Source organism: Ramlibacter sp. GCM10027632 (assembly GCF_042675325.1).
Lineage (GTDB): Bacteria > Pseudomonadota > Gammaproteobacteria > Burkholderiales > Burkholderiaceae_C > Ramlibacter.
In genome coordinates this window covers 36,421-58,364 of record NZ_JBHTGW010000008.1, presented here as the reverse complement: position 1 = coordinate 58,364, position 21,944 = coordinate 36,421, and the positions used below count along the sequence as shown (strand labels likewise).

Below are 21,944 nucleotides of genomic sequence, written 5' to 3'. Positions count from 1 at the left end.
CGACCATGTCCGCACACAAGCCCTCCTCTCCTGCCGCCGTGATCGCCGCCGTGCTGGCCCTGCTCGCCGCGGACCCGGCCCTCGCCCAGGCGCCGGCTTCCGCGCCCGCACAGGCCGCGGCCCCGGCCCCGGCAGCCGCCGCGACACCCGCACCGGCAGCCCCCGCGCGCGCGCCGGCGGCCCGCCCCGCCGCGGGCGAGCCGGTCACGCTGAACTTCACCAACGCCGAGATCGAGGCCGTGGCCCGCACCATGGCCAGCATCACCGGCCGCAACATCGTGGTGGACCCGCGGGTCAAGGGCACGATGAGCCTCACCACCGAGAGGCCCGTCCCGCCGCAGGCCGCGTACAACACCTTCCTGGCCACGCTGCGCCTGTCGGGGTTCACCGTGGTCGACGCGGCCGGCATCCTCAAGGTGGTGCCCGAGGCCGACGCCAAGCTCCAGGGCGGGCCGGTGTCGGTGGGCAGTGCGCCCGCCGGCAGCCAGATGGTCACGCAGATCTTCCGCCTGAACCACGAGTCGGCGAACAACCTGGTGCCGATCCTGCGGCCCCTGATCAGCCCGAACAACACCATCAACGTGAACCCCGGCAACAACTCGCTGGTGATCACGGACTACGCGGACAACCTGCAGCGCATCGCGCGCATCGTCGCCGCGCTCGACATCTCCAACGCCACCGACGTCGAGGTGATCCCGCTGCGCCACGCGCTGGCGCCGGACCTCGCGCCGCTGGTGCAGCGGCTGGTCGAGGGCGGAGGCGCCGCGGCCGGGGGCGCGCCCGCGGCCGCCGGCATCGACGCCGCGCTGCGCACCACCGTGATCGCCGAGCCGCGCAGCAACGCGCTGATCGTGCGCGCGCCCAACGCCGCCCGCATGAACCTGGTTCGCTCCATCACCGAGCGCCTGGACCAGCCCTCGACGCAGAACGCGATGGGCAACATCCACGTGGTCTACCTGAGGAACGCCGAGGCCACGCGCCTGGCCACCACGCTGCGCGCCGCCATGGCGGGCATGCCCGCGGCCGCCGCCACGGGCGCCACCGCCACCCCCGTGGCCGCAGCGGCGCCGGTGGCCACCGCGGTGCAGGCCGGCGTCGCCGCGGGCGCCAGCCCCGCGACCGCCGCGATCCAGCCCACCGCCCAGGTGCAGACCGGCGGCCAGATCCAGGCCGACCCGGCCACCAACTCGCTGATCATCACCGCGGCCGAGCCCCAGTACCGCCAGCTGCGCGCGGTGATCGACCGGCTCGACTCGCGCCGCGCCCAGGTCTACGTGGAGAGCCTGATCGCCGAGGTCAACGCCGACAAGGCCGCCGAGTTCGGCTTCCAGTGGCAGAACATCCTGGGCAACAGCAACAGCAGCGTGTTCGGCGTGGCCGGCACCAACTTCAGCATCGGCGGGCAGAACATCATCTCGCTGGCCACGGGCGGCGGCGCCGCGCTGCCCGCCACCGGCGCCAACATCGGCATCGTGCGCAACGTCAACGGCACCTACCTGCTGGCGGCGCTCGCCCGCTTCATCGAGTCGCAGGCCGACGGCAACGTGCTGTCCACGCCCAACCTGCTGACGCTGGACAACGAGGAAGCCAAGATCGTCATCGGCCAGAACGTGCCCTTCGTGACCGGCCAGTACACCAACGCCAACGTCGGCAGCGGCACCGGCAGCGTGAACCCCTTCCAGACCATCGAGCGCAAGGACGTCGGCCTGACCCTGCGCGTGCGCCCCCAGATCAGCGAGAACGGCACGGTGAAGATGCAGATCTTCCAGGAGGTCTCCAGCGTCCAGGCCGGCACGGACAAGGCGCCCAACGGCCCCACCACCAACAAGCGCTCGATCGAGTCCAACGTGGTGGTGGACGACGGCGGCGTCATCGTCCTGGGCGGCCTGCTGCAGGACGAGTACGCCGGCACCGAGCAGAAGCTGCCCGGCGTGGGCGACGTCCCCTTCCTCGGCCGCCTGTTCAAGAGTGAGACCCGCAGCCGCAAGAAGACCAACCTGATGGTGTTCCTGCGTCCCGTGGTGCTGCGCGATGGCGCGCAGGGCGACGCGCTGACCCTGGACCGCTATGACCTGATGCGCACGCGCCAGCTGGCGGCGCAGCCGGTGCCAAGCGCGGTGCTGCCGGTGGACGGCACGCTGGTCATGCCGCCGCTGCCCGCGCGCCCGCCCCAGGCCACCCCGCCCGCCGCCGCCCCGGCGCCGGTGCCCGCACCGGCCCTGCCGGTCCCGGCGCCCCTGCCGCCCGCGACCGATCGCCAGTAAGCCCAGGCGCCTGCCATGCCCCGCTACCCATTGCCCTATGCCTTCGCCCGCGGCAACCAGCTGCTGCTGGAGGAGGACGCCGGCGAGCTGACCCTGTGGCATGCCGGCCAGCCCCCCGGCAGCGCCTGGAGCGAGGTGGTACGCCGCCACGGCCTGCCGCAGCTGCAGCAGCTCGACGCCGGCGCGCTGGCCCAGCGCATCACCGCGGCCTATGCCCAGGGCGAGTCGAGCGCCGCCAGCGTGGTCAGCGAGGTGCAGGCCGACGCCGACCTCTCGCGCATCATGCAGGAGCTCCCCGCGGTGGAGGACCTGCTGGAGACCGCCGACGACGCGCCCATCATCCGCATGCTCAACGCGCTGCTCACGCAGGCCGCGCGCGACGGCGCCAGCGACATCCACATCGAGCCCTACGAGCGCCACTCCTCGGTGCGCTTCCGGGTCGACGGCACGCTGCGCGAGGTGGTGCAGCCGCACCGCGCGCTGCACGCGGCGCTGATCTCGCGCCTGAAGATCATGGCCGAACTGGACATCGCCGAGAAACGGCTGCCGCAGGACGGGCGCATCAGCCTTCGCATCGGCACCCGCGCGGTGGACGTGCGCGTCTCCACCCTGCCCAGCGCCCATGGCGAGCGCGCCGTGCTGCGCCTCCTGGACAAGAGCGAGAGCAAGCTCAGTCTCGAGTCGGTGGGCATGGCCGGCGAGACGCTGCAGCGGTTCGAGCAGCTGATCGCGCAGCCCCACGGCATCATCCTGGTGACCGGCCCCACCGGCTCAGGCAAGACCACCACGCTCTACGCCGCGCTCTCGCGGCTGGACGCCCACACCACCAACATCATGACGGTGGAGGACCCGATCGAGTACGAGCTGCCCGGCATCGGCCAGACGCAGGTCAACGCCAGGATCGACCTCGACTTCGCCAAGGCCCTGCGCGCCATCCTGCGCCAGGACCCCGACGTCATCATGATCGGCGAGATCCGCGACTACGAGACCGCGCAGATCGCCATCCAGGCCTCGCTCACCGGCCACCTGGTGCTGGCCACGCTGCACACCAACGACGCCTCCAGCGCCGTCACCCGCCTGACCGACATGGGCGTGGAGCCCTTCCTCCTGAGTTCTTCCCTGCTCGGCGTGCTGGCGCAGCGGCTGGTGCGCAAGCGCTGCCCCGCCTGCGCCGGCGCGGGCTGCGGCGAGTGCGGGCAGACCGGCTACCAGGGCCGCACCGGCATCTTCGAGCTGATGGCGGCGGACGACGCGATCCGCGCGCTGGTCCACAACCGCGCCAGCGAAGCGCAGATCCGCGAGGCCGCCCTCGCCGGCGGCATGACCCTGATGCGCGACGACGGCGAACGCCTGGTGCGCGAGGGCGTCACCTCGCGCGAGGAGCTGGTGCGCGTCACGCGCGACTGAGCCGCACCTCGCGCGCCGCGCGCCGCACGCGCTCGGGCACGCCGCCGCGCCCGGGCAGCTCGATCGGCGGCGGCGTGCTGCCGTCCTCCTCGTCGGGGGGTACCGAGGGCGGCTTCGGCGGCGCGGGCGCGCGAGGGTCGTTTACCGGGGGCACGGGTTCGGGCACGGGGACATCGTCATCGGGGCACATGGCTTGGGCTCCAGGAGCGGGAACAGGCAAGGTCTGGCCGCTGGCTGCGAGGCGCCTCACGCGGGCTGCAGATGCGAGCGCAGGATGGCGGCGAGCCGGTCCGGGTCGGCCGGCTTGGTGAGGTGGTGGTCGAAGCCGGCCTCGGCGGCGCGCGCGCGGTCGGCTGCCTGGCCCCAGCCGGTCAGCGCGATCAGCACCGGCCGCTCGCCCTCGCCGGCCTCGGCGCGCAGGCGCCGCGCCACCTCGTAGCCGGTCATGTCCGGCAGGCCGATGTCCAGCACGACCACGCCCGGGTGGTGGCGGCGCGCCTGCGCCAGCGCGCCCGCGCCGTCGCCGGCGGTGACCACCGTCAGGCCCTGCATCTCCAGCAGCAGTTGCAGGGTGTCGGCGGCGTCGGTGTTGTCGTCGACCACGAGGACGGTGGAGGCCTCCGGCGCCCGCGCCGGGGCCGGGGCCGGGGCCGGGTCCGGGGGCGCCTGGGGCGCGGCGGCAGCAGCAGCGGCATCAGAAGCGGCCAGGGCCAGGGCCGGGGCCGCGGGGGGTGGCGGTGGCGCAGCCGGCGCCCGCATCGGCAGCGTGATCTCGAACTCGGCGCCGCGGCCCGGCCCCGCGCTGCGCGCGTCGACGCGGCCGCCATGGAGCTCGACGAGCCGCCGCGTCAGCGCCAGCCCGATGCCGAGCCCGGCGTTGCCCGAGTGGCCGCTGCGGTGCTCCTGCGCGAACAGCTCGAACACCCGGGGCAGCATGTCCGGCGCGATGCCCTGGCCGGTGTCGCGCACGCGGATCACCGCCTCGGGGCCCTGGTCCGACCCGCGCGTCGCCAGGGTCACGTCGACGCGTCCCGGCGGGGGCATGAACTTGCAGGCGTTGTTCACGAGGTTGGACACGCACTGCGCCAGCCGCGCCGCATCCACCTCGGCCTCCACGGGCGCCTCGGGCAGGTCCACCTGCAGGGCGTGGCCGCTGGCCTCGAGGCAGGCGCCACCCACCTCGAGCGCGCTGCGGACCACCTCGCGCAGGTCGGCCGGCTCGCGCCGCAGCCTCAGGTTGCCGAAGTTCAGGCGCGAGATGTCCAGCAGGTCGTCGACCAGCCGCGTGAGCTGGGTGCCCTGGCGCTCGATCACCGCCACCGCGTTGCGCGCGCGCTCGCCGGGCAGGGCGGACAGCCGCAGCACGTGCGCCGCGGCGCGGATCGGGGCCAGCGGGTTGCGCAGCTCGTGCGAGAGCGTGGCCAGGAAGGTGTCCTTCTGCCGGTCGGTCTCGCGCAGCGCGCGCTCGGCCTCGATGCGCTCGGTGATGTCCACCTGCACCACCACCCCGCCGACGATGTGTCCCGCCGGGTCGAGCACCGGCGCGGACGCCAGCATCGTCACCCGCCGCTGGCCGGGCCGGTCGAACGGCTCGACCTCGACGATGTCGTGGCACTCCTCGCCATGCAGCACCGAGCGCGCCAGGCCCCACTCGTGCGCCTGGATCCGCTGGCCGGCGCGCGGCGAGTCGCCGGCCCACCAGCCTTTCCACTCGCCGTAGCCGTCGATGGTGTCCGAGTACGGCGCGATGCCCCAGATGCGGCGGTTGGCCCGGTTCATCCTCAGCAGGCGGCCCTGGGCGTCGGCCACGATGATCCCGGCGGGCACGGTGTTGAAGGTGGCGTCGAGCAGGCGGCGCTCGCGTTCGGCCGCCGCGGCGGCGGACAGCGCCTCGGCGCGACTGTGCTCGAGGTCGACCAGCGCCTGCACGCGCGCGGTGACGTCGACCACGCAGGCCACGAGGCTGCGGGGCGGGCCCTCGCCATCCTCCAGCGGGGCGAGCTGGAAATCCGCCGTCATGGCGGCGCCGTCGCGGCGCCGGACCTCGATGTCGCGCCGCACCACCTCCCCGCGCGCCGCGCGCCCGACGGCCTCACGCACGGCGTCGCCCCCCTGCGGCCCGGCCGTCCACCACGGCAGGTCCCACAGCCGGCGGCCGACCAGGTCCTCGCGGCGCAGGCCGTAGGCTGCCAGGGGCGCCTCGTTGACCTCGCGCAGCGTGCCGTCGGCGTCGAGCAGCGCCACATGGGCGGACAGCTTGTCCAGCACCAGCCGCACGCGGTCGCCGGTGTCGCGCACCTGGCGCTCGGCGCGGTGCGCGCGCCGCAGGGCGGTGTTCATCACCTGGATCACCACGCAGTCGACCAGCAGCACGCCCGAGAAGAAGGCCAGGGCCACGAGGTCCGCATGGCCCATGGCGCCGAACCCGGCGGGGTCGCCCATGAACCAGTACCAGGCGGCGAGGATGCTCAGGCCCGACGCCAGCAGCCCGGGGCCGATCCCGGCCACGAAGGTGGTGATCAGGACGGCGGGGAAGAACGAGAGGAAGGGAAAGCCCGCCTGCGGCAGGAGGCCGACCATCGCGAAGCGTGCGGCCAGTGCCAGGCCGGTCAGTGCCAGGGCGAGGGCGTAGCGGGCCACCCCGCGCCACAGCGTCATGGCGCGGCTCCACCCGCCACGGCGCGCCCCCGGCAGGGCGTGGGCGGGTTCGCGGGGTGCAGGCTGGGCATGGCAAGGCGTGCCGTGGACCGCCCACGATAGGCCCGCCGGCGCCGGCGCCGCGCGAAACCGGGACGCCGGCGCGTCAGGCGCCGCCCGGGTGCGAAATTTTCCTCAGGGATGCCAGGTCGACACGACCCGGGGCGTCTCCTCGGAGCGCGCGCCTGCCAGCGCATACGAGAGGCGGTTGGCGGCGTCGATCACCGTGCGGGCGTGGGCCTCCAGCCGGGACTTGGTCAGGCGCGACGTCGGCCCCGAGATGCACATGGACCCCAGCAGGTGCCAGTTCAGGCCGAAGACCGGCGCGGCCACGCTGGACACCTGGGCGTCGCGCTCGCCCATCGAGAGGTGGTAGCCGCAGCGGCGGATCGACTCGTACACCTCGCCCTGCTCGCCCGAGAACGCCAGGATCACCCGGCCCGGCGCGCCCAGGTCCAGCGGCAGGCGCATGCCGATGCGCACGTGGTGGCGCACCGACTGCGGCCCCTCGACCCGCGAGATGCAGGCGCGCTCGTTGCCCTCGCGCACATAGAACGAGGCGCTCTCCTGCGTGACCTGGGACAGCGAGCGCAGGGTCGGCTCCACCACGTTGTTGATGTCGAAGCCCGCCTGGTAGCGCGCGCCCAGCCAGCCGGCGGCAGGGCCCAGGCGCCACTGGCCGTCCTCGTTCTGCACCATGAAGCCGGACAGGGCCAGGGTGCGGGCCAGGCGCAGCACCGTGGTGTTGTGCAGGCCGGTGCGGCGGCTCAACTCGGCCAGCGACAGCTGGCGCTCGCCGATGCGGAAGGCTTCCATCACCTGCAGGGCGCGGGTGACGGCGATGACGCCGCCGTCGGCGGATTTACCGGGGCCGGCAGGGGCGGCGGGGGTGGGCGCGGGGGCGTTTCGCGGCATGAAGCTCCTTTCACTGTACGCAGCTGCATTGTACGCAGTGGAGTACCTACCTAGAGTCCGCCCCGGCAGGAGACCTGCTTTCCCAAACCAAAGGACTTAACTTGAAGAAGATCACCCTCCCCCTGGCGCTGTGCGCCATCGCCTCGGCAGCGGCCGCCCAGACCACGGTGCAGCCCACCGCGCAGACCAGCCTGACGATCTACGGCGTCGCCGATGCGGCCTACACCCACGGCTCCGGCAGCGTGGCCAGCAAGTCCGCCCTGAACTCCGGCGGCAACCAGACCTCGCGCCTGGGCTTCAAGGGCGAGCGCAAGCTCAAGGACGGCCTGTCCGCCAACTTCGTCTACGAGGCGCAGGTCTCGACCGACTCCGGCGAAGGCCAGGCCACCAACACCAACAACCAGGCTTCGGGCACCAGCACCGCCACCGCCGGCACGCAGGGCCTGACCTTCGCCCGCCGTTCCACGGTGAGCCTGGTGGGCTCCGCAGGCGAGGTGCGCCTGGGCCGCGACTTCACCGCCCACTACCGCAACCGCGTCGAAGTGGACCCGTTCTCCAACGTCGGCGTCGGCACCCTGCTGCCGCACCAGGCCACGCAGGGCGGCCCGACCAGCACGCGCGCTTCCAACATCATTGCGTACTTCCTGCCCGCCAACCGCTACGGCATCTACGGCCAGGTGCAGCACTACTTCGGCGAGAACGCCAGCAACTCCACCGAGCCGGACAGCGGCAGCGGCGACAGCGTGCGCCTGGGCTACGCCGTGGGCAAGCTGAACGTGTCGGTCGCCACCGGCCGCACCAAGTACCTGACCACCGCGACGACCGGCAGCATCACCTCCAGCAACATCGGCGTGCAGTACGACTTCGGCAAGTTCAAGGCGATGACGGGCTACTTCCGCGACAGCGTGAGCCGCACCGTGCCGCTGGAGGCCACCGGCTGGTCGGTGGGCGGCATCGCCCCCGTCGCCACCGGCGAGGTCAAGGTCGCCATCTCCCGCTACGGCACGAACGCGGCCGGCCAGCCCGAGTCCCGGAAGTACGCCGTCGGCTACGTCCACAACCTGCTGCCCGACACCGTGGCCTATGCCACCGTCGCCCGCGTGACGAACTCCGGCGGCGCCAGCGTCGCCCTGGGCGGCGCCACCACCGGCGCCAACAAGTCGTCCACCGGCTACGACGTGGGCCTGCGCTACACCTTCTGAGGCGCAGCGCGCATCACCCAGGGCACGGCGCCGTGACGGCGCCGTGCCGGCCCCCCGGCACAGGCCCGGGGGCTTCCTTCCCCAGCACAAATCTTTCACACCGCGAAACACGCTGCACTTGATGCAGTTCATTTGCGATCAGTGAAACACCCTTCTACAGTTCGCCCAGGGCGGGCCAGGCACCTGCCCATGACCGGAGACATGCCAGTGAATCCCTCTTTCTCGCGCCGCCAGGCAGCGGCCCTCGCCGCCCTCATCGCCCTGGCCCCCTTTGCCAGCCACGCTGATACCTGGCCCGCCAAGCCGATCCGCGTGATCGTGCCGTTCCCTGCGGGCGGCGGCACCGACACGGTGACCCGTGACGTCACGCACAAGCTGCAGGCCACGACGAAGTGGAACTTCGTCATCGAGAACAAGCCCGGCTCGGGCGGCAACCTGGGCATCGATGCCGCCGCCAAGGCGCCGGCCGACGGCTACACCCTGGTGGTCGGCCAGACCAGCAACCTGGCGATCAACCCCACGCTGTACACCCGCCTGCCCTACGACCCGGTCAACGACCTCACGCCGATCGGCCTGATCGGCAGCGCGCCGCTGGCGCTGGTGGTGGCGGCCAACTCGCCCTACCGCACCCTGGCCGACGTCATCGCCGCGGCGCGGGCCAAGCCGGGCGTCCTGAACTACGCCACCTCCGGCAATGGCACCGTGGCCCACCTGGCGACCGAGCTGCTCCAGCGCGAGGCCGGCGTCAAGCTGACCCATGTGCCCTACAAGGGCGCGGCCCAGGGCATGACGGACGTGATCAGCGGCCAGGTGCACCTGTACACGTCCTCGGTGCCGACGCTCCTCGGCCAGATCAAGAACGGCAAGCTGCGCGCCCTCGCGGTCACCTCGAGCAAGCGCACCGACGACCTGCCCCAGGTGCCCACCGTCGCCGAGTCCGGCTTCAAGGGCTTCGAGGCGGTGACCTGGTTCGGCCTGCTCGGCCCCGCGCGCCTGCCCGCCGGCGTGGCCGCCACGATGGGTGCGGAACTGGGCAAGGCCCTGGCCTCGCCCGACCTGCGCAAGAAGCTCGAGGACCAGGGCCTGGACGTCACGCCCGCCACGGCCGACGCGTTCGGCCAGTTGATCCGGTCCGACATCGCGAAGTGGGGCCGCGTCGTCAAGGAATCGGGCGCCAAGGCCGACTGATCACGACCGAGCACGACCGAGCCTGCAGCAGGTGCACACGTGAGCCAGGGCCGCTACCCCTTCTCCGCCGGCGAGGCCGTGGCCGCCACGCCGCTGCCTGCCGGCGCGTGCGACTGCCACCTCCACGTGTATGACGCCCGCGTGCCGGCCACGCCCGGCGCGACCCTGTTCCCGCCCGACGCCACGGTCGACGACTACCTGCAGGTGCAGGCGCGCATGGGGACCGCGCGCGCGGTGCTGGTCACGCCCTCCACCTACGGCGCCGACAACACGCTCCTGCTCGCCGGACTCGCGCAGCTGGCGCAGCGCGGCGTCGAGGCCCGCGGCGTGGCCGTCCTCACCGGCGAGGAGGACGAGGCCAGCCTGCGCGGCCTGCATGCGCAGGGCGTGCGCGGCGTACGCATCAACCTCTCGCTGGGCGCGACGAACGACGCCGGCTCCATCCCCCGCATCGCCCGGCGCATCGCGCCCCTGGGCTGGCACCTGCAGCTGCTGATGCCGGCGGCGCAACTGACCGCGCTCGCCCCGGTGCTGCGCGGGTTGCCGGTGGACCTGGTGTTCGACCACTTCGGCCGCATCCCGCCCGGCGGCCAGGGCCGCGAGCCGGCGCATGCGCTCCTGCTCGAGCTCCTGGGCGCGGGCCGCGCCTGGGTCAAGGTCTCCGGCGGCTACCTCGTCAGCCCGCAGGGCAGCGTCGAGGACCCCGGCCTCGACGACCTGGCCCGCAGCTTCATCGACGCCGCGCCGGGCCGCGTGGTCTGGGGCAGCGACTGGCCCCATGCCACCGCCTCCGCCGGGCGCCAGCCCATGCCCGACGACGCCCGCCAGGTCGATCGCCTGGCGCAGTGGGCGGGCGATGCGCGGCGCCTGCACCAGATCCTCGTCGCCAACCCCGAACGCCTCTACGGCTTCGCCCCCCACCCCTTCACGGACTGACGCCATGAACCCCTCGAACCTGCCTTCCCGCCGCCGCCTGCTCGGCGCCTTCACCGCGCTGGCCGCGGCCACGCTCGCCCCGGCGGCCCTGGCCCAGGGCGACTGGCCCGCCGGTCGCCCGGTCACCTGGGTCGTGCCCTATCCGGCCGCCGGCAGCACCGACGTGATGGGCCGCGCGATCGCGCAGCGCCTCGCGGCCTCGCTGGGTGCGACGGTCGTCGTCGACAACAAGCCCGGCGCCACCGGCACCATCGGCGGCGCCTTCGTGGCCAAGGCCAACCCCGACGGCCTCACCGTGCTGCACACCACCATCGGCGCCCAGGCCATCGCCCCGCACCTCATGGGCAAGCTGCCCTACGAGCCGCTGCGTGACCTGGAGCCGGTGGCCCTGGTCGGCACCATCCCCCACCTGCTGGTGGTGGCGCCGGCGCAGCCGTTCAAGTCGGTCGCCGACCTGCTCGCCGCCGGCAAGGCGAAGCCGGGCGAGATCGCCTTCGCCTCCGGCGGCAACGGCACCATCCTGCAGATGCAGGCCGAGCTGCTGGCGCAGCGCACCGGCGTGAAGTTCATCCACGTCCCCTACAAGGGCGACACCCCGGCGCTGCAGGACACCCTGGGCGGCCAGGTGCAGTTCATGTTCGCGCCGGTGGCCGCGGCCCTGCCGCACGTGAAGGCCGGCAAGCTGCGCGCCCTGGCGGTCACGTCCGCCGCGCGCCTCAAGCAGCTGCCCGAGGTGCCGACCATGGCCGAGGCCGGCCAGAAGGACTTCGTGGTCGAACAGTGGCAGGCGGTGTACCTGCCCGCGCGCACGCCGGCCCCGGTGGTGCAGCGCCTCAACGCCGAGATCAACAAGGCCCTGCGCGAGCCCGCCATCACCGAGCTGGCCGACAAGCTGGGCGTCACCCTGGTCGGCGGCGCCCCCAAGGCGCTGGCCGACACCCAGGCCGCCGACTCCGCCACCTGGGCCCGCGTGATCCGCACCGGAAACATCAAGGCCGATTGAGCCCTCTCGATCGCGCCGCCCTCAACTTCAACATCAACTCCAACGAGGACCCAGACATGACCCAGGACATCATCCGCGACTTCGAGCGCGTCTCCCCCGAACTCGTGGCCCAGGCCGCCGGCTTCCAGGCCGCCATCCTGGCCGACGTCGCCGGCCGCCGCGGCGCCATGCATGGCCGCATCAAGGCCCTGCGCCCGAACATGCAGGTGGCGGGCCCGGCCTTCACCGTGGAAGTGCGCCCCGGCGACAACCTCATGATCCATGCCGCCATCGCCCTGGCCAAGCCGGGCGACGTGCTGGTCATCGACGGCAAGGGCGACCAGACCTCGGCCCTCATGGGCACCATCATGATGACGGCCTGCCGCCAGCTGGGCATCGCCGGCGTGATCATGGACGGCGCCGTGCGTGACAGCCTGGAGATCGAGGAGATGGACTTCCCCGTCTTCTCCGTCGGCACCAACCCCAACGGCCCGACCAAGAACGTCGCCGGCCGCATCGGCCACCCCATCAGCTGCGGCGGCGTCACCGTCAACCCCGGTGACTTCATCCAGGCCGATGCCGACGGCGTCGTGGTCGTCGAGCGCGCCAAGCTGGCTGCCATGATCCCGGCCTGCCACAAGAAGGTCGAGGACGAGGCCAAGCGCATCGCCCAGATCAAGGAAGGCAACACCGCCGCCTCCTGGCTGCAGTCCGCCCTGCGCGCCGCCGGCGCGCTGAAGGAAGGAGAGACCCTGTGAGCGCCCGCAGCATCCTCATCACCGCCGCGGACCTCGCGCCCCAGGCCCTGGCCCTGCTGGAAGGCTTCAACATCGTCTACGCCGGCAAGACGCCGAGCAAGGACGACATCGTCGCCCTGTGCAAGCAGCATGACCCGGTCGCCATCATCGTGCGCTACGGCGGCGTGGGCCCCGAGGCCATGGACGCCGCGCCCTCGCTGCGCGTGATCTCCAAGCATGGCAGCGGCACCGACACCATCGACAAGGCCGCCGCCCAGGCCCGCGGCATCGCGGTGCGCGCCGCCGTCGGCGCCAACGCCGCCGCCGTGGCCGAACAGGCCCTGGCCGGCCTGCTGGCCTGCGCCAAGTCGGTCGTCAAGCTCAATGAGCGCATGCACGCCGGCCACTGGGACAAGGCCACGCACAAGAGCGTGGAGCTGCATGGCCGCACCATCGGCCTCATCGGCCTGGGCGCCATCGGCCAGCGCTTCGCCCGCATGTGCGACGCCCTGGGCATGAAGGTCATCGGCTTCGACCCCTTCGCCAAGAACCTGCCCGAGTACATCCGCGTGGTGGACCTGGAGACCATCTGGCGCGAGGCCGACGCCATCTCGCTGCACTGCCCGCTGACCGACGACAACCGCGGCCTGCTCAATGCCACCACCCTGGCTGCGTGCAAGAAGGGCGTGATCGTGGTCAACACCGCCCGCGGCGGCCTGATCAACGAGGCCGACCTGCTGGCCGCGGTGAACAGCGGCCAGGTGTCCATGGCCGCCCTGGACAGCTTCGCCGTCGAGCCCATGACCGTGCCGCACCCGTTCCACGGCGTGGCCAACATCCTGCTGAGCCCGCACATCGGCGGCGTCACCTCGGATGCCTACGTGAACATGGGCCTGGGCGCGGCCCGCAACGTGCTCGACGTGCTGGCCCAGCCCGTGGCCGCCTGACCCGAGGGAGCCCCCGCCATGCCGCAACGCTGGAAGCACGCGCCCGAGGGCAGCCACTGGGGCGAGTTCGGCCCCGACGACCGCCTGGGCCGCATGAACCTGGTGACCCCGGCCAAGGTGCGCCAGGGCGTGCAGGAGGTGCGCGAAGGCCTGTCCTTCTGCCTCTCGCTGCCGCTGGACGTGCCGGGCGGGCGCTCCCTCAACGCGCGGCGCCTGCCGCCGCGCCTGTACGGCACCCTGCGTGACGGCGCCAGCGCCGGCGTGCAGGGCTTCTGCTGGTCCTACGCCTCGGAAGACCCGAACCTCACCGACGTCGTCTGCGACGAGGTGATGCTGATGAACACCCAGTACTCCACGCAGTGGGACAGCCTGGCGCACATCGGCAGCCGCTTCGACGCCGACGGCGACGGCGTGGCCGAGGCGGTGTTCTACAACGGCTTCCGCGCCGGCGAGCACCTGCATGCCGGCGCCACCGACCCCCAGGCCACCGAGGACTGGGCCCGCTACCCCGACCCCGACGCCGGCCCGCTGGGCGTGGCCAACCTCGCCGCCCACGGCGCGCAGGGCCGCGGCGTGATGATCGACCTCGAGCACCATGTGGGCCGCAAGCGCGAGGCCGTGGGCTACGACCGCCTGATGCGCATCCTCGAGGCCGACCGTGTCGAGGTGGAGGCCGGCGACATGGTGTGCGTGCACACCGGCTTCGCCGACACCCTGCTGGCCATGCAGCGCCAGCCCGACGTCAAGCACCTGCACGAGACCGGCAGCGGCCTCGACGGCGGCGACGCGAAGCTCCTGAACTGGATCACCGACACCCGCCTGGCCTGCCTGGTGGCCGACAATCCCGCGGTCGAACTCGTGTCGCCGCCCGCCCTGGGCGCCGGCACGCCGCTGCGCCGCCCGCGCCTGCCGCTGCACGAGCACTGCCTGTTCAAGAACGGCATCCACCTGGGCGAGCTGTGGTGGCTCACGCCGCTGGCCGCCTGGCTGCGCGGCGCCGGCCGCAGCCGCTTCCTGCTCACGGCCCCGCCGCTGCGCCTGCCGGGCGCGGCGGGCTCGCCGGTCACCCCCATCGCCACTGTTTGAGTTCGAGGACGACATGAACCAAGGAATCTCCCGCCGCCAGCTGCTGTCTGGCCTGTGCTCGGTGGCCGCGATCCCCGCGGCCTTCCCGAGCTTTGCGGCCGACAACGACGCCTGGCCCGCGCGCCCGGTACGCCTGGTCGTGCCCTATGCCGCCGGCGGCAATGCCGACGCCACCGCCCGCGCCTTCGCCACCCAGCTGTCCGAGCGCCTGGGCCAGCAGGTGATCGTCGACAACCGCCCCGGCGGCGGCGGCACCATCGGCGCCACCGCCGTGGCCAAGGCGCCCGCCGACGGCTACACCCTGCTGCTCGACGCCACCGCCTTCGCGGTCAACCCGCTGCTGGTGCCCAAGCTGCCCTATGGCGGCCCGTCGGACTTCGCGCCGATCTCGCTGCTCACGCGCGCGCCGCTGCTGCTGGTGGTGCCCGCCAACTCGCCGTTCCAGAGCGTGGCCGACCTGGTCCGCTTCGCCCGCACCAAGCCGGGCAAGCTGTCGTATGCCTCCGCCGGCAACGGCGGCGCGCAGCACCTCGCGGGCGAGCTGTTCAAGCAGTCGGCCAAGGTCTCCATCACCCACATCCCGTACCGGGGCGGCGCGCCCGCGCTCACCGACCTGATCGCGGGCCAGGTGGACCTGATGTTCAGCGCCACTTCCGCCAGCGGCCCCTTCGTGCGCGCCGGCAAGCTGCGCGCCCTGGGCGTCACCGCCGCGCGCCGGGCCGAGGCCTTCCCGCAGGTGCCCACGCTCGCGGAGCAGGGCTTCGCCGAAGTCGATGTGGCGGAGTGGAACGGCCTGTTCGCCCCGGCCGGCACGCCGCCCGCGGTGCTGGCCCGGCTGGAGTCCGAGGCACGCGCCCTGGTGCCTGCGCCCGCCCTGTCGCGGCGCTGGGCCGAGATGGGCGTGCAGGGCGCCGGCAGCACCGCCGCCGAATTCACCCGCTTCCTCGATGGCGAGGGCAAGCGCTGGAGCCGCGTCATCAAGACCGCCGGTATCCAGCTGGATTGATCCCGGACCGGAGACCCCGATGAACACCCAGGTAATGAACGCCGCCCGCCTCCTGCTCGCCGCCGCCGCCGCGGCCGCCACCGGCGCCGCCAGCGCCCAGGCCAGCGCCCCGGCCTGGCCGTCCAAGCCGATCCGCCTCGTTGTCGGCTTCTCCGCCGGCGGCCCCACCGACGTGGTGGCCCGCGCCTTCGCCGAGCATGCGGCCAAGGCACTGGGCCAGCCCTTCGTGGTGGAGAACAAGCCCGGCGCCAACACCATCCTGGCGGCCGAATCGGTGGCTTCCGCGCCCGCCGACGGCTACACCCTGCTGGTGGCGGCGACCAACCACACCATGATCCCCGCCCTGTACAGCGCGCGGGTGAAGTTCGATGCGGTGCGCTCGTTCGCGCCGGTGTGCACGCTGGCGGTGAGCCCCACGGTGCTGGTGACCGGCCCCTCGATGCCGGCCAAGAACCTCGCGGGCTTCATGCAGCTGGTGAAGGAGCAGCCGGGCAAGCGCACCTACGGCACGCCCGGCACCGGCAGCTCGGGCCACTTCGCCAGCGAGCAGTTCCTGCGCATGGTGGGGCTGTCGATGAACCACATCCCCTACAAGGGCGCGGCCCAGGTGGTGACCGATGTCATGGGCGGCCAGTTGGACAGCTCCTTCGCCACCCTGGGCTCGGTGCTGCCGCAGGTGCAGGGCGGCAAGCTCACCGCGCTGGCCGTGGCCGCGCCGCGCCGCTCGCCCCTGCTGCCGAACGTGCCCACCTTCGCCGAGGCCGGCGTCAAGGGCTATTCGGCCGACGCCTGGTACGGCCTGCTGGCCCCCGCCAACACGCCGGCGCCGGTGCTGCAGGCGCTGGAGAAGGTGGCGACCGAATTCGCGCAGCTGCCCGCCACCGCCGCCAAGTTCAACAGCCTGGGCCTGGAGCCGCAGAACGCCTGCGGCGCCCCCTTCGGCGCGCAGCTGGCGCGCGACGCCAAGGGCTACACCCAGCTTGCCAACGACCTGAACCTCAAGGCTGAATAAGCCGCATTTCCTGGAGACACCATGAACGCACGATTCCTGACCCGCCGCCACGGCCTCGCCGTCCTCGCCGCCGCCTGCCTGGGCGCGCTGGCCCCCGCCGCCTTCGCCGACACCTGGCCGTCCAAGCCGGTGAAGATCGTCGTGCCCTACGCCCCCGGCGGCGCGGTGGACGTGGTCACCCGCAAGATGGCCCAGAAGCTCACCGAGCAGACCGGCCAGAGCTTCTTCGTCGAGAACCGCGCCGGCGCCACCGGCACCATCGGCGCGCTGCAGGTCGCCAAGTCCGAGGCCGACGGCTACACGCTGATGGCGAACGACACCACCTTCTCGCTGCTGCCGCACATCTTCAAGAAGCTGCCCTTCGATCACGCCACCGACCTGGTGCCGGTGAGCGCCTATGCCTTCACCCCGATGGCCCTGGCCGTCAACGCGAACTCGCGCTTCAAGACCCTGCGCGAGCTGGTGGCCGAGGCCAAGTCGCAGCCGAACAAGGTCACCTACGGCTCCGGCGGCGCGGGCACCACGCCGCACTTCGCCAGCGAAGCCCTGGGCATCGCCGCCGGCGCCAACCTGATGCACGTGCCGTTCAAGGGCGCGGCCGAGGCCACGCAGGCGGTGCTGGCCAACACCATCGACATGCAGATCGCCTCCACCACCGGCGTGATGTCCAACGTCAAGGGCGGCAAGATGCGCCTGCTGGCCGTGAGCGGCGACAAGCGCGTGGCCTCGCTGCCCGACGTGCCCACCTTCGCCGAGGCCGGCGTGGCCTGGCCCGGCGTGGTGAACTGGACCGGCCTGTGGGCGCCCAAGGGCACGCCGGCCCCGGTGCTGGCCCGCCTGCAGAAGGAGATCGCCACCGCCATGGCCACGCCCGACATGAAGGCCTTCGCCGAGGGCATGGGCGCGGACCCGCGCCAGGTCGGCGGCGAGGCCTTCAGCCGCCTGCTGAAGGACAGCACCGACACCTGGGGCAAGGTCGCCGCGAACACCGCCTTCGAACGCCAGTAATCGCCGCGATGTTCCTCCTCAAGCAGCCCGTGGTCCGACCGCTGGAGGTGTTCACCTCCATGCCGGCCCACTACCGCCGCACCGGTGTCCGCAGCCTCTGGGCCGACGTGAACCAGGGCGGCCGACTCGCCGACTCCTTCCTCGAGGGCCCGGTATTCGACGACGCGGGCAACCTCTACGTCACCGACATCCCCTTCGGCCGCGTGTTCCGCATCGACCCCAAGGGCGAGTGGGACCTGGTGGCCCAGTGGGACGGCGAGCCCAACGGCCTGAAGGTCCTCAGCGCGGGCGAACTGCTGGTCACCGACTACAAGAACGGCCTGGTCGCCCTGGACATCGCCAGCGGCCAGGTGCGGCCCTACCTGGAGCGGCGCAACAGCGAGCGCTTCAAGGGCGTCAACGACCTGGTGTTCGACTCGCGCGGCAACCTGTACTTCACCGACCAGGGCCAGACCGGCCTGCACGACCCCACCGGGCGCGTCTACCGCCTCGGGCGGGATGGCCGGCTGGACCTGCTGCTGTCGAATGTGCCCAGCCCGAACGGCATCGTGCTGTCGAATGACGAGCGCTTCCTGTTCGTCGCGGCCACGCGGGGCAACTGCGTGTGGCGCATGCCGCTGCTGGCCGACGGCAGCGTCTCGAAGGCGGGGCAGTTCTTCACCTCGTACGGCCCCAGCGGGCCGGACGGCCTGGCGATGGACGAAGGCGGCCGCCTGCTGGTGGCCAACCCGGGCCTGGCCTATGTGTGGGTGCTGGGGCACCGGGCCGAGCCCGAGGAGGTCCTCACCGGCACGCCCGGCACCTCGGTGACCAACCTCGCCTTCGGCGGCGAGGGCCGGCGCACCCTGTACTGCACCGACTCCACCCACGGCACTATCCTGCGTGCCGAGATGCCGGTGGCGGGCACCCGGCTGCACACCGGGGCCGCAGGGGCCTGAGGCCCTGGCCCGCGGGCTCTCCCGGCCCATCGCGGGCCGGGGCGCTCGTCACAGGTCCTTCAGGGCCGCCTGCACCTGCGCGTCGAACCGCGCGGCGTCGGCCAGGGCGTTGGCGTTCAGGAGGGCCAGCTTGACGAGGAACAGCTCCGATTTCTCGGGGCCGGCCTGGTCGATGGCGGCGGCCAGGCGGTCGTAGACCTGTTCCAGGCCGGCGATGGGCAATGCGCGGTCGTTCATTCGGAGGGCTCCTCTCACTGGGGCAGCGCCGTGTCCAGCGCGGCGCGCAGGCGGGTGGCGTCGAGGGTGATCCAGCGCGCGCACACATGCTGGTCGGGTCGCAGCAGGTAGGCCGCGCCGGCGGCCTCCATGCCGTAGCGGCGGCGCAGGCGGCCGTCGGCATCGGGCAGCGCCAGGTCGGCGCCTTCCACCGGGCCGGCAGCGCCGACCGCGATGAGCTTCAGCGGCACCCCGCGGGCGCGCACGGTGTCGGCCACGTCGCGCAGCGGCGCGGGGATGCCGCCCGCGCCGGCCACGTACAGCAGGGTGAAGCCGCCGCCGGACACATGATCGAGCAGGTAGTCGTCCGCGCCCAGTCGCACGTTCTGCGGCGGCGCGCCATGCGCCGGGCCGGCGCGGAACAGGAGGTTGTCGTCGCCCGCGGCGTTGAGCGCCGAGCGGGTGTACTCGTGGGGGCGGGAGGTGCGCCAGTGGTACAGCGGGCGCACGAAGTCCTGCGACAGCGAGAGCGAGAGCACCGCGTCGCGCAGCAGCTTGAAGCCGCGGGTGGGCGGCGCCATGAAGCGGGTGCTCTTGCCGGACTCGTCGATGATCTCGCGCGCGGCGTTCACGCGCTCGGCGCTGAAGTTGGCGAGCAGCTTCTCGCTGGCGTGTCCCTGCACCACCAGGGCCAGGTGCCAGGCCAGCGACTGCGAGTCCTGGAAGCCGGTGTTGGCGCCGCGCACGCCGAAGATCGGCAGCAGGTGGGCGGCGTCACCGGTGAACAGCACGCGGCCCTGCACGTAGTCGGGCAGCGTCAGCGTGCGGGCGGAGTAGACCGAGCACCAGTCCATCTCCCAGGCGATGCCGGCATGGCCCACCATGGCCAGCGTGGCGTCGATGCGCTCCTTGAGGGACTCGGGCCGGAGCGCATCCTCCGGCGTCTCCCCGGGGGGCAGCTGGTAGTCGACCCGCCAGATGCCCTGCGGCTCGCGGTGCACCAGCACCGTGTTGCCGGGGTTCCACTCGGGGTCGAAGAAGGCCAGGCGCTCGGTGGGCAGGGGCAGGTCGCAGCGGATGTCGGCGATGACGAAGTAGCCCTCGTAGGAGGCGCCCTCCATCTGCAGGCCCATGGCGGCGCGGATGCCGGAGCGGCCGCCGTCGGCGGCCACCACCCACTCGGACTCCAGCGTGTAGGGGCCTTCGGGCGTGTCGACGGTGACCACCGCGTGGGTGGCGTGCTGCTCGATCTTCTCGACCTTGTTGCCCCAGCGCAGGTCGACCAGGGGCTGGGCCGCGCAGGCATCCAGGAGGTACTCCTCGAGGTACTGCTGCTGCAGGTTGATCATCGGGAAGAAGCGGTCGTCCTCGTCGTGCGGCGCCTCCATGCGGAACACGCGCTGGCCGCGGAAGTAGGAGTTGCCGAAGCGCCAGGGCAGGCCGGCCTGGGTCAGGCGGTCGGCCACGCCGACATCCTGCAGGATCTCCATGCTGCGGCGGGTGAAGACGATGGCGCGGCTGCCCTGCGAGACCTGCAGCTCGGAGGTCAGGACCACGCTGGGCACGCCCAGCTGCGCCAGCTTGAGCGCGGCGATCAGGCCGGCCGGGCCGGAGCCGGCGATGACGACCTTCTGGCGCGCCTGCGCCGGGTGCGCCGAGGCGAGCCAGGGCCGGTGGACCTGGTAGTCGTAGTAGATCGACGCGCGGGGGGTGGTGGTGGGTTGATGCATGTCGTATCGGTGGGGGCGGGAGAGGGGTGGGATCAGGCCTCGGGGTCGGCCGCGGCGCCGCGCGCGTTGTCGATCAGGCGGTCGAACAGGTCGCTGAGCACCTGGCGCTCCTGCGCGCTGAGGCAGCCGAAGATCTCCTCGTTGCGGCGGTCGATCAGCTCCATGACGCGTGTCCAGGCCTTGCGGCCGCGGGCAGTGAGCGTGAGCTGCACGCCGCGGCCGTCGCTGGCCGAGCCGGCCTTGTCCACCAGGCCCTGGTCCACCAGGGCCTGGGCGGCGCGGCTGGCCTGGGCCTTGTTCAGGTTGGCCATCTGCGCCAGGGCATTCACCGAGATCGGCTCGAAGGCGCCGATGGTGCTCAGGCAGCGGCCGTCGCTCAGGGACAGGCCGGCCTCCTCGAGGTAGCGGCGCTGGCTCTCCTGGTCGGTGAGCTTGTGCAGCAGGTGCATGCGGTAGGTGAGCTTGCGCGCCAGCGAGTCGGCGGCGGCCTCGCGGGCCGCTTCCCGGGCGGCGTCGCGGGCGGTGTCGCGGGGGGCCATGTCAGTCCACCTTGATGCCGGCGGCGCGGATCACGGCGCCCCACTTGGCGCGCTCCTTCGCCGCGAACTCGGCCATCCGGGCCGGGTCGCTCGGCGTGGCCTCCAGGCCGAGCACCTGCAGGCGGGCCTTCACGGCGGTGGCGTCGAGCGCCTTGAGCAGCGCATCGTTGACCTTGGCGACGACCTCGGGCGGCGTGCCGGCGGGCATCACCAGGCCCTGCCAAGCGTAGGCCTCGAAGCCCTTGAGGCCCTGCTCAGACAGCGTCGGAATCGACTCGAAGTTCTTCACCCGCTTCGGGCTGGCGATGCCGATGGGGCGCAGCTTGCCGGTGCTGATGAACTGCTGCCCGCTGGCGGTGTCGACGAACATGAACGGCACCTGGCCGGCCACCACGTCCTGCACCGCGGGCGCGGCGCCGCGATAGGGCACGTGGGTCATCTTCGCCTTCAGCTCGCCGCGCAGCAGCTCGGTGGCCAGGTGGTGCGGGCTGCCGGCGCCGGGGGTGGCGTAGTTGGCGCCATCGCGGGCCCTGAGCCAGGCGGTGAAGGACTTGAGGTCCTGGGCCGGCACCTCCGGGTGGACCACGAGGATCATCGGAAAGCGCACCGTCAGGCCCACCGGCGCGAAGTCCTTCTCGGCGTTGTAGGTGATGCGGTTGTAGAGGAAGGGGTTGGCCGCCAGGGTGGCGGTGTCGGCGGACATGAGCACGTAGCCGTCCGGCCTGGCGCGGGCCACGTACTCGGCACCGATCATGGTCGCGGCGCCGGGCTTGTTGTTGATCACCACCGGCTGCCCGAGCCGCTCGGACATCACCTGCCCCAGGGTGCGGGCCACCAGGTCGGTGCCGCCGCCGGCGGGATAGGGCACGACCCACTCGATCGGGCGGCTCGGATAGGGCTGGGCGAGGGCGGCGGCGGCCGCGCCGAGGGCGCAGGCGGCGGCCAGGACGCGGGCGGCGCGTCGGGCGAGGGTGTGCACGGGCATGTCTCCTGGAGGTCGGGGACGGGGTCTGCGCACAAGGAAGAAAAGCGCACCCCCGTTTCGGAAGGTCCGCATTGTGGGCACGATTAGTTGCGCGCGCAACTAGGTGTTTGCACGGATGGTTGCGCCCGCAACCATCCGCCGGGTGCTGC

20 protein-coding genes are annotated in these 21,944 nt (G+C 72.6%); 13 read left to right on the top strand and 7 right to left on the bottom strand.

The window, feature by feature from the left end:
* Positions 1-5 precede the first annotated feature (5 nt).
* Together gspD and ACFQZY_RS13065 are read left to right on the top strand one after the other, a co-directional pair.
* Positions 6-2,264: a type II secretion system secretin GspD gene (gene gspD / locus ACFQZY_RS13070; RefSeq protein WP_377416428.1), complete on the top strand. Its 2,259-nt coding sequence runs from the start codon at positions 6-8 to the stop codon at positions 2,262-2,264.
* 15 nt (positions 2,265-2,279) lie between these two features.
* The gene (locus tag ACFQZY_RS13065) at positions 2,280-3,671 is read left to right on the top strand and encodes a GspE/PulE family protein (protein ID WP_377416426.1); all 1,392 of its coding nucleotides are present in this window, start codon (positions 2,280-2,282) and stop codon (positions 3,669-3,671) included.
* Here ACFQZY_RS13065 and ACFQZY_RS13060 read toward each other — a convergent pair.
* From ACFQZY_RS13060 to ACFQZY_RS13050, 3 genes are all read right to left on the bottom strand, one after another.
* On the bottom strand, positions 3,658-3,861 hold the full coding sequence (locus tag ACFQZY_RS13060) for a hypothetical protein (protein ID WP_377416424.1): 204 nt from the start codon (positions 3,859-3,861) through the stop codon (positions 3,658-3,660). The genes ACFQZY_RS13065 and ACFQZY_RS13060 overlap by 14 nt on opposite strands.
* A gap of 56 nt (positions 3,862-3,917) precedes the next feature.
* Positions 3,918-6,329, bottom strand: coding sequence for an ATP-binding protein (locus ACFQZY_RS13055; protein WP_377416422.1), 2,412 nt, complete (start codon positions 6,327-6,329; stop codon positions 3,918-3,920).
* Between the two features lie 174 nt (positions 6,330-6,503).
* Entirely contained in the window at positions 6,504-7,283 is a 780-nt protein-coding gene (locus tag ACFQZY_RS13050) for an IclR family transcriptional regulator (protein WP_377416420.1), read from the bottom strand.
* A 101-nt stretch (positions 7,284-7,384) separates the two neighbouring features.
* Between ACFQZY_RS13050 and ACFQZY_RS13045 the strand changes: the two genes are divergently transcribed.
* The 11 genes from ACFQZY_RS13045 to ACFQZY_RS12995 all read left to right on the top strand — a co-directional run bounded on the left by ACFQZY_RS13045 (position 7,385) and on the right by ACFQZY_RS12995 (position 18,325).
* Positions 7,385-8,485, top strand: coding sequence for a porin (locus tag ACFQZY_RS13045; protein WP_377416418.1), 1,101 nt, complete (start codon positions 7,385-7,387; stop codon positions 8,483-8,485).
* Between the two features lie 201 nt (positions 8,486-8,686).
* Positions 8,687-9,673 carry a Bug family tripartite tricarboxylate transporter substrate binding protein gene (locus ACFQZY_RS13040; RefSeq protein ID WP_377416416.1) on the top strand — a complete coding sequence of 329 codons (987 nt, stop codon included), beginning with the start codon at positions 8,687-8,689 and terminating at the stop codon, positions 9,671-9,673.
* Positions 9,674-9,712: 39 nt separating this feature from the next.
* On the top strand, positions 9,713-10,609 hold the full coding sequence (locus ACFQZY_RS13035; RefSeq protein WP_377416414.1) for an amidohydrolase family protein: 897 nt from the start codon (positions 9,713-9,715) through the stop codon (positions 10,607-10,609).
* Between the two features lie 4 nt (positions 10,610-10,613).
* A complete protein-coding gene (locus ACFQZY_RS13030; protein ID WP_377416412.1) occupies positions 10,614-11,612 on the top strand; it encodes a Bug family tripartite tricarboxylate transporter substrate binding protein in 999 nt (332 codons plus the stop codon).
* 56 nt (positions 11,613-11,668) lie between these two features.
* Positions 11,669-12,349 carry an RraA family protein gene (locus ACFQZY_RS13025; RefSeq protein ID WP_377416410.1) on the top strand — a complete coding sequence of 227 codons (681 nt, stop codon included), beginning with the start codon at positions 11,669-11,671 and terminating at the stop codon, positions 12,347-12,349.
* Entirely contained in the window at positions 12,346-13,275 is a 930-nt protein-coding gene (locus ACFQZY_RS13020; protein ID WP_377416408.1) for an NAD(P)-dependent oxidoreductase, read from the top strand. Before ACFQZY_RS13025 ends, ACFQZY_RS13020 begins: the two co-directional genes overlap by 4 nt.
* 18 nt (positions 13,276-13,293) lie before the next feature.
* A complete protein-coding gene (locus ACFQZY_RS13015) occupies positions 13,294-14,361 on the top strand; it encodes a cyclase family protein (protein ID WP_377416406.1) in 1,068 nt (355 codons plus the stop codon).
* Positions 14,362-14,374: 13 nt separating this feature from the next.
* Complete coding sequence (locus ACFQZY_RS13010; protein WP_377416404.1) at positions 14,375-15,367, top strand: tripartite tricarboxylate transporter substrate binding protein; 993 nt, start codon at positions 14,375-14,377, stop codon at positions 15,365-15,367.
* A 19-nt stretch (positions 15,368-15,386) separates the two neighbouring features.
* Entirely contained in the window at positions 15,387-16,379 is a 993-nt protein-coding gene (locus ACFQZY_RS13005; protein WP_377416402.1) for a Bug family tripartite tricarboxylate transporter substrate binding protein, read from the top strand.
* A gap of 21 nt (positions 16,380-16,400) precedes the next feature.
* Positions 16,401-17,387: a Bug family tripartite tricarboxylate transporter substrate binding protein gene (locus ACFQZY_RS13000; RefSeq protein ID WP_377416400.1), complete on the top strand. Its 987-nt coding sequence runs from the start codon at positions 16,401-16,403 to the stop codon at positions 17,385-17,387.
* A gap of 8 nt (positions 17,388-17,395) precedes the next feature.
* Positions 17,396-18,325, top strand: coding sequence for an SMP-30/gluconolactonase/LRE family protein (locus ACFQZY_RS12995; RefSeq protein WP_377416398.1), 930 nt, complete (start codon positions 17,396-17,398; stop codon positions 18,323-18,325).
* 48 nt (positions 18,326-18,373) lie between these two features.
* Here ACFQZY_RS12995 and ACFQZY_RS12990 read toward each other — a convergent pair whose 3' ends face one another.
* The 4 genes from ACFQZY_RS12990 to ACFQZY_RS12975 are packed head-to-tail and all read right to left on the bottom strand — an operon-like array spanning position 18,374 to position 21,795.
* Positions 18,374-18,562 (bottom strand): DUF2783 domain-containing protein, encoded by a 189-nt coding sequence (locus ACFQZY_RS12990; protein ID WP_377416396.1) that lies wholly within the window; start codon positions 18,560-18,562, stop codon positions 18,374-18,376.
* Positions 18,563-18,576: 14 nt separating this feature from the next.
* Entirely contained in the window at positions 18,577-20,271 is a 1,695-nt protein-coding gene (locus ACFQZY_RS12985) for an FAD-dependent monooxygenase (RefSeq protein WP_377416394.1), read from the bottom strand.
* Positions 20,272-20,303: 32 nt separating this feature from the next.
* Complete coding sequence (locus ACFQZY_RS12980; RefSeq protein WP_377416392.1) at positions 20,304-20,810, bottom strand: MarR family winged helix-turn-helix transcriptional regulator; 507 nt, start codon at positions 20,808-20,810, stop codon at positions 20,304-20,306.
* Position 20,811: 1 nt separating this feature from the next.
* Positions 20,812-21,795, bottom strand: a complete 984-nt coding sequence (locus ACFQZY_RS12975) for a Bug family tripartite tricarboxylate transporter substrate binding protein (RefSeq protein WP_377416390.1) — start codon at positions 21,793-21,795, stop codon at positions 20,812-20,814.
* Positions 21,796-21,944: the final 149 nt, after the last annotated feature.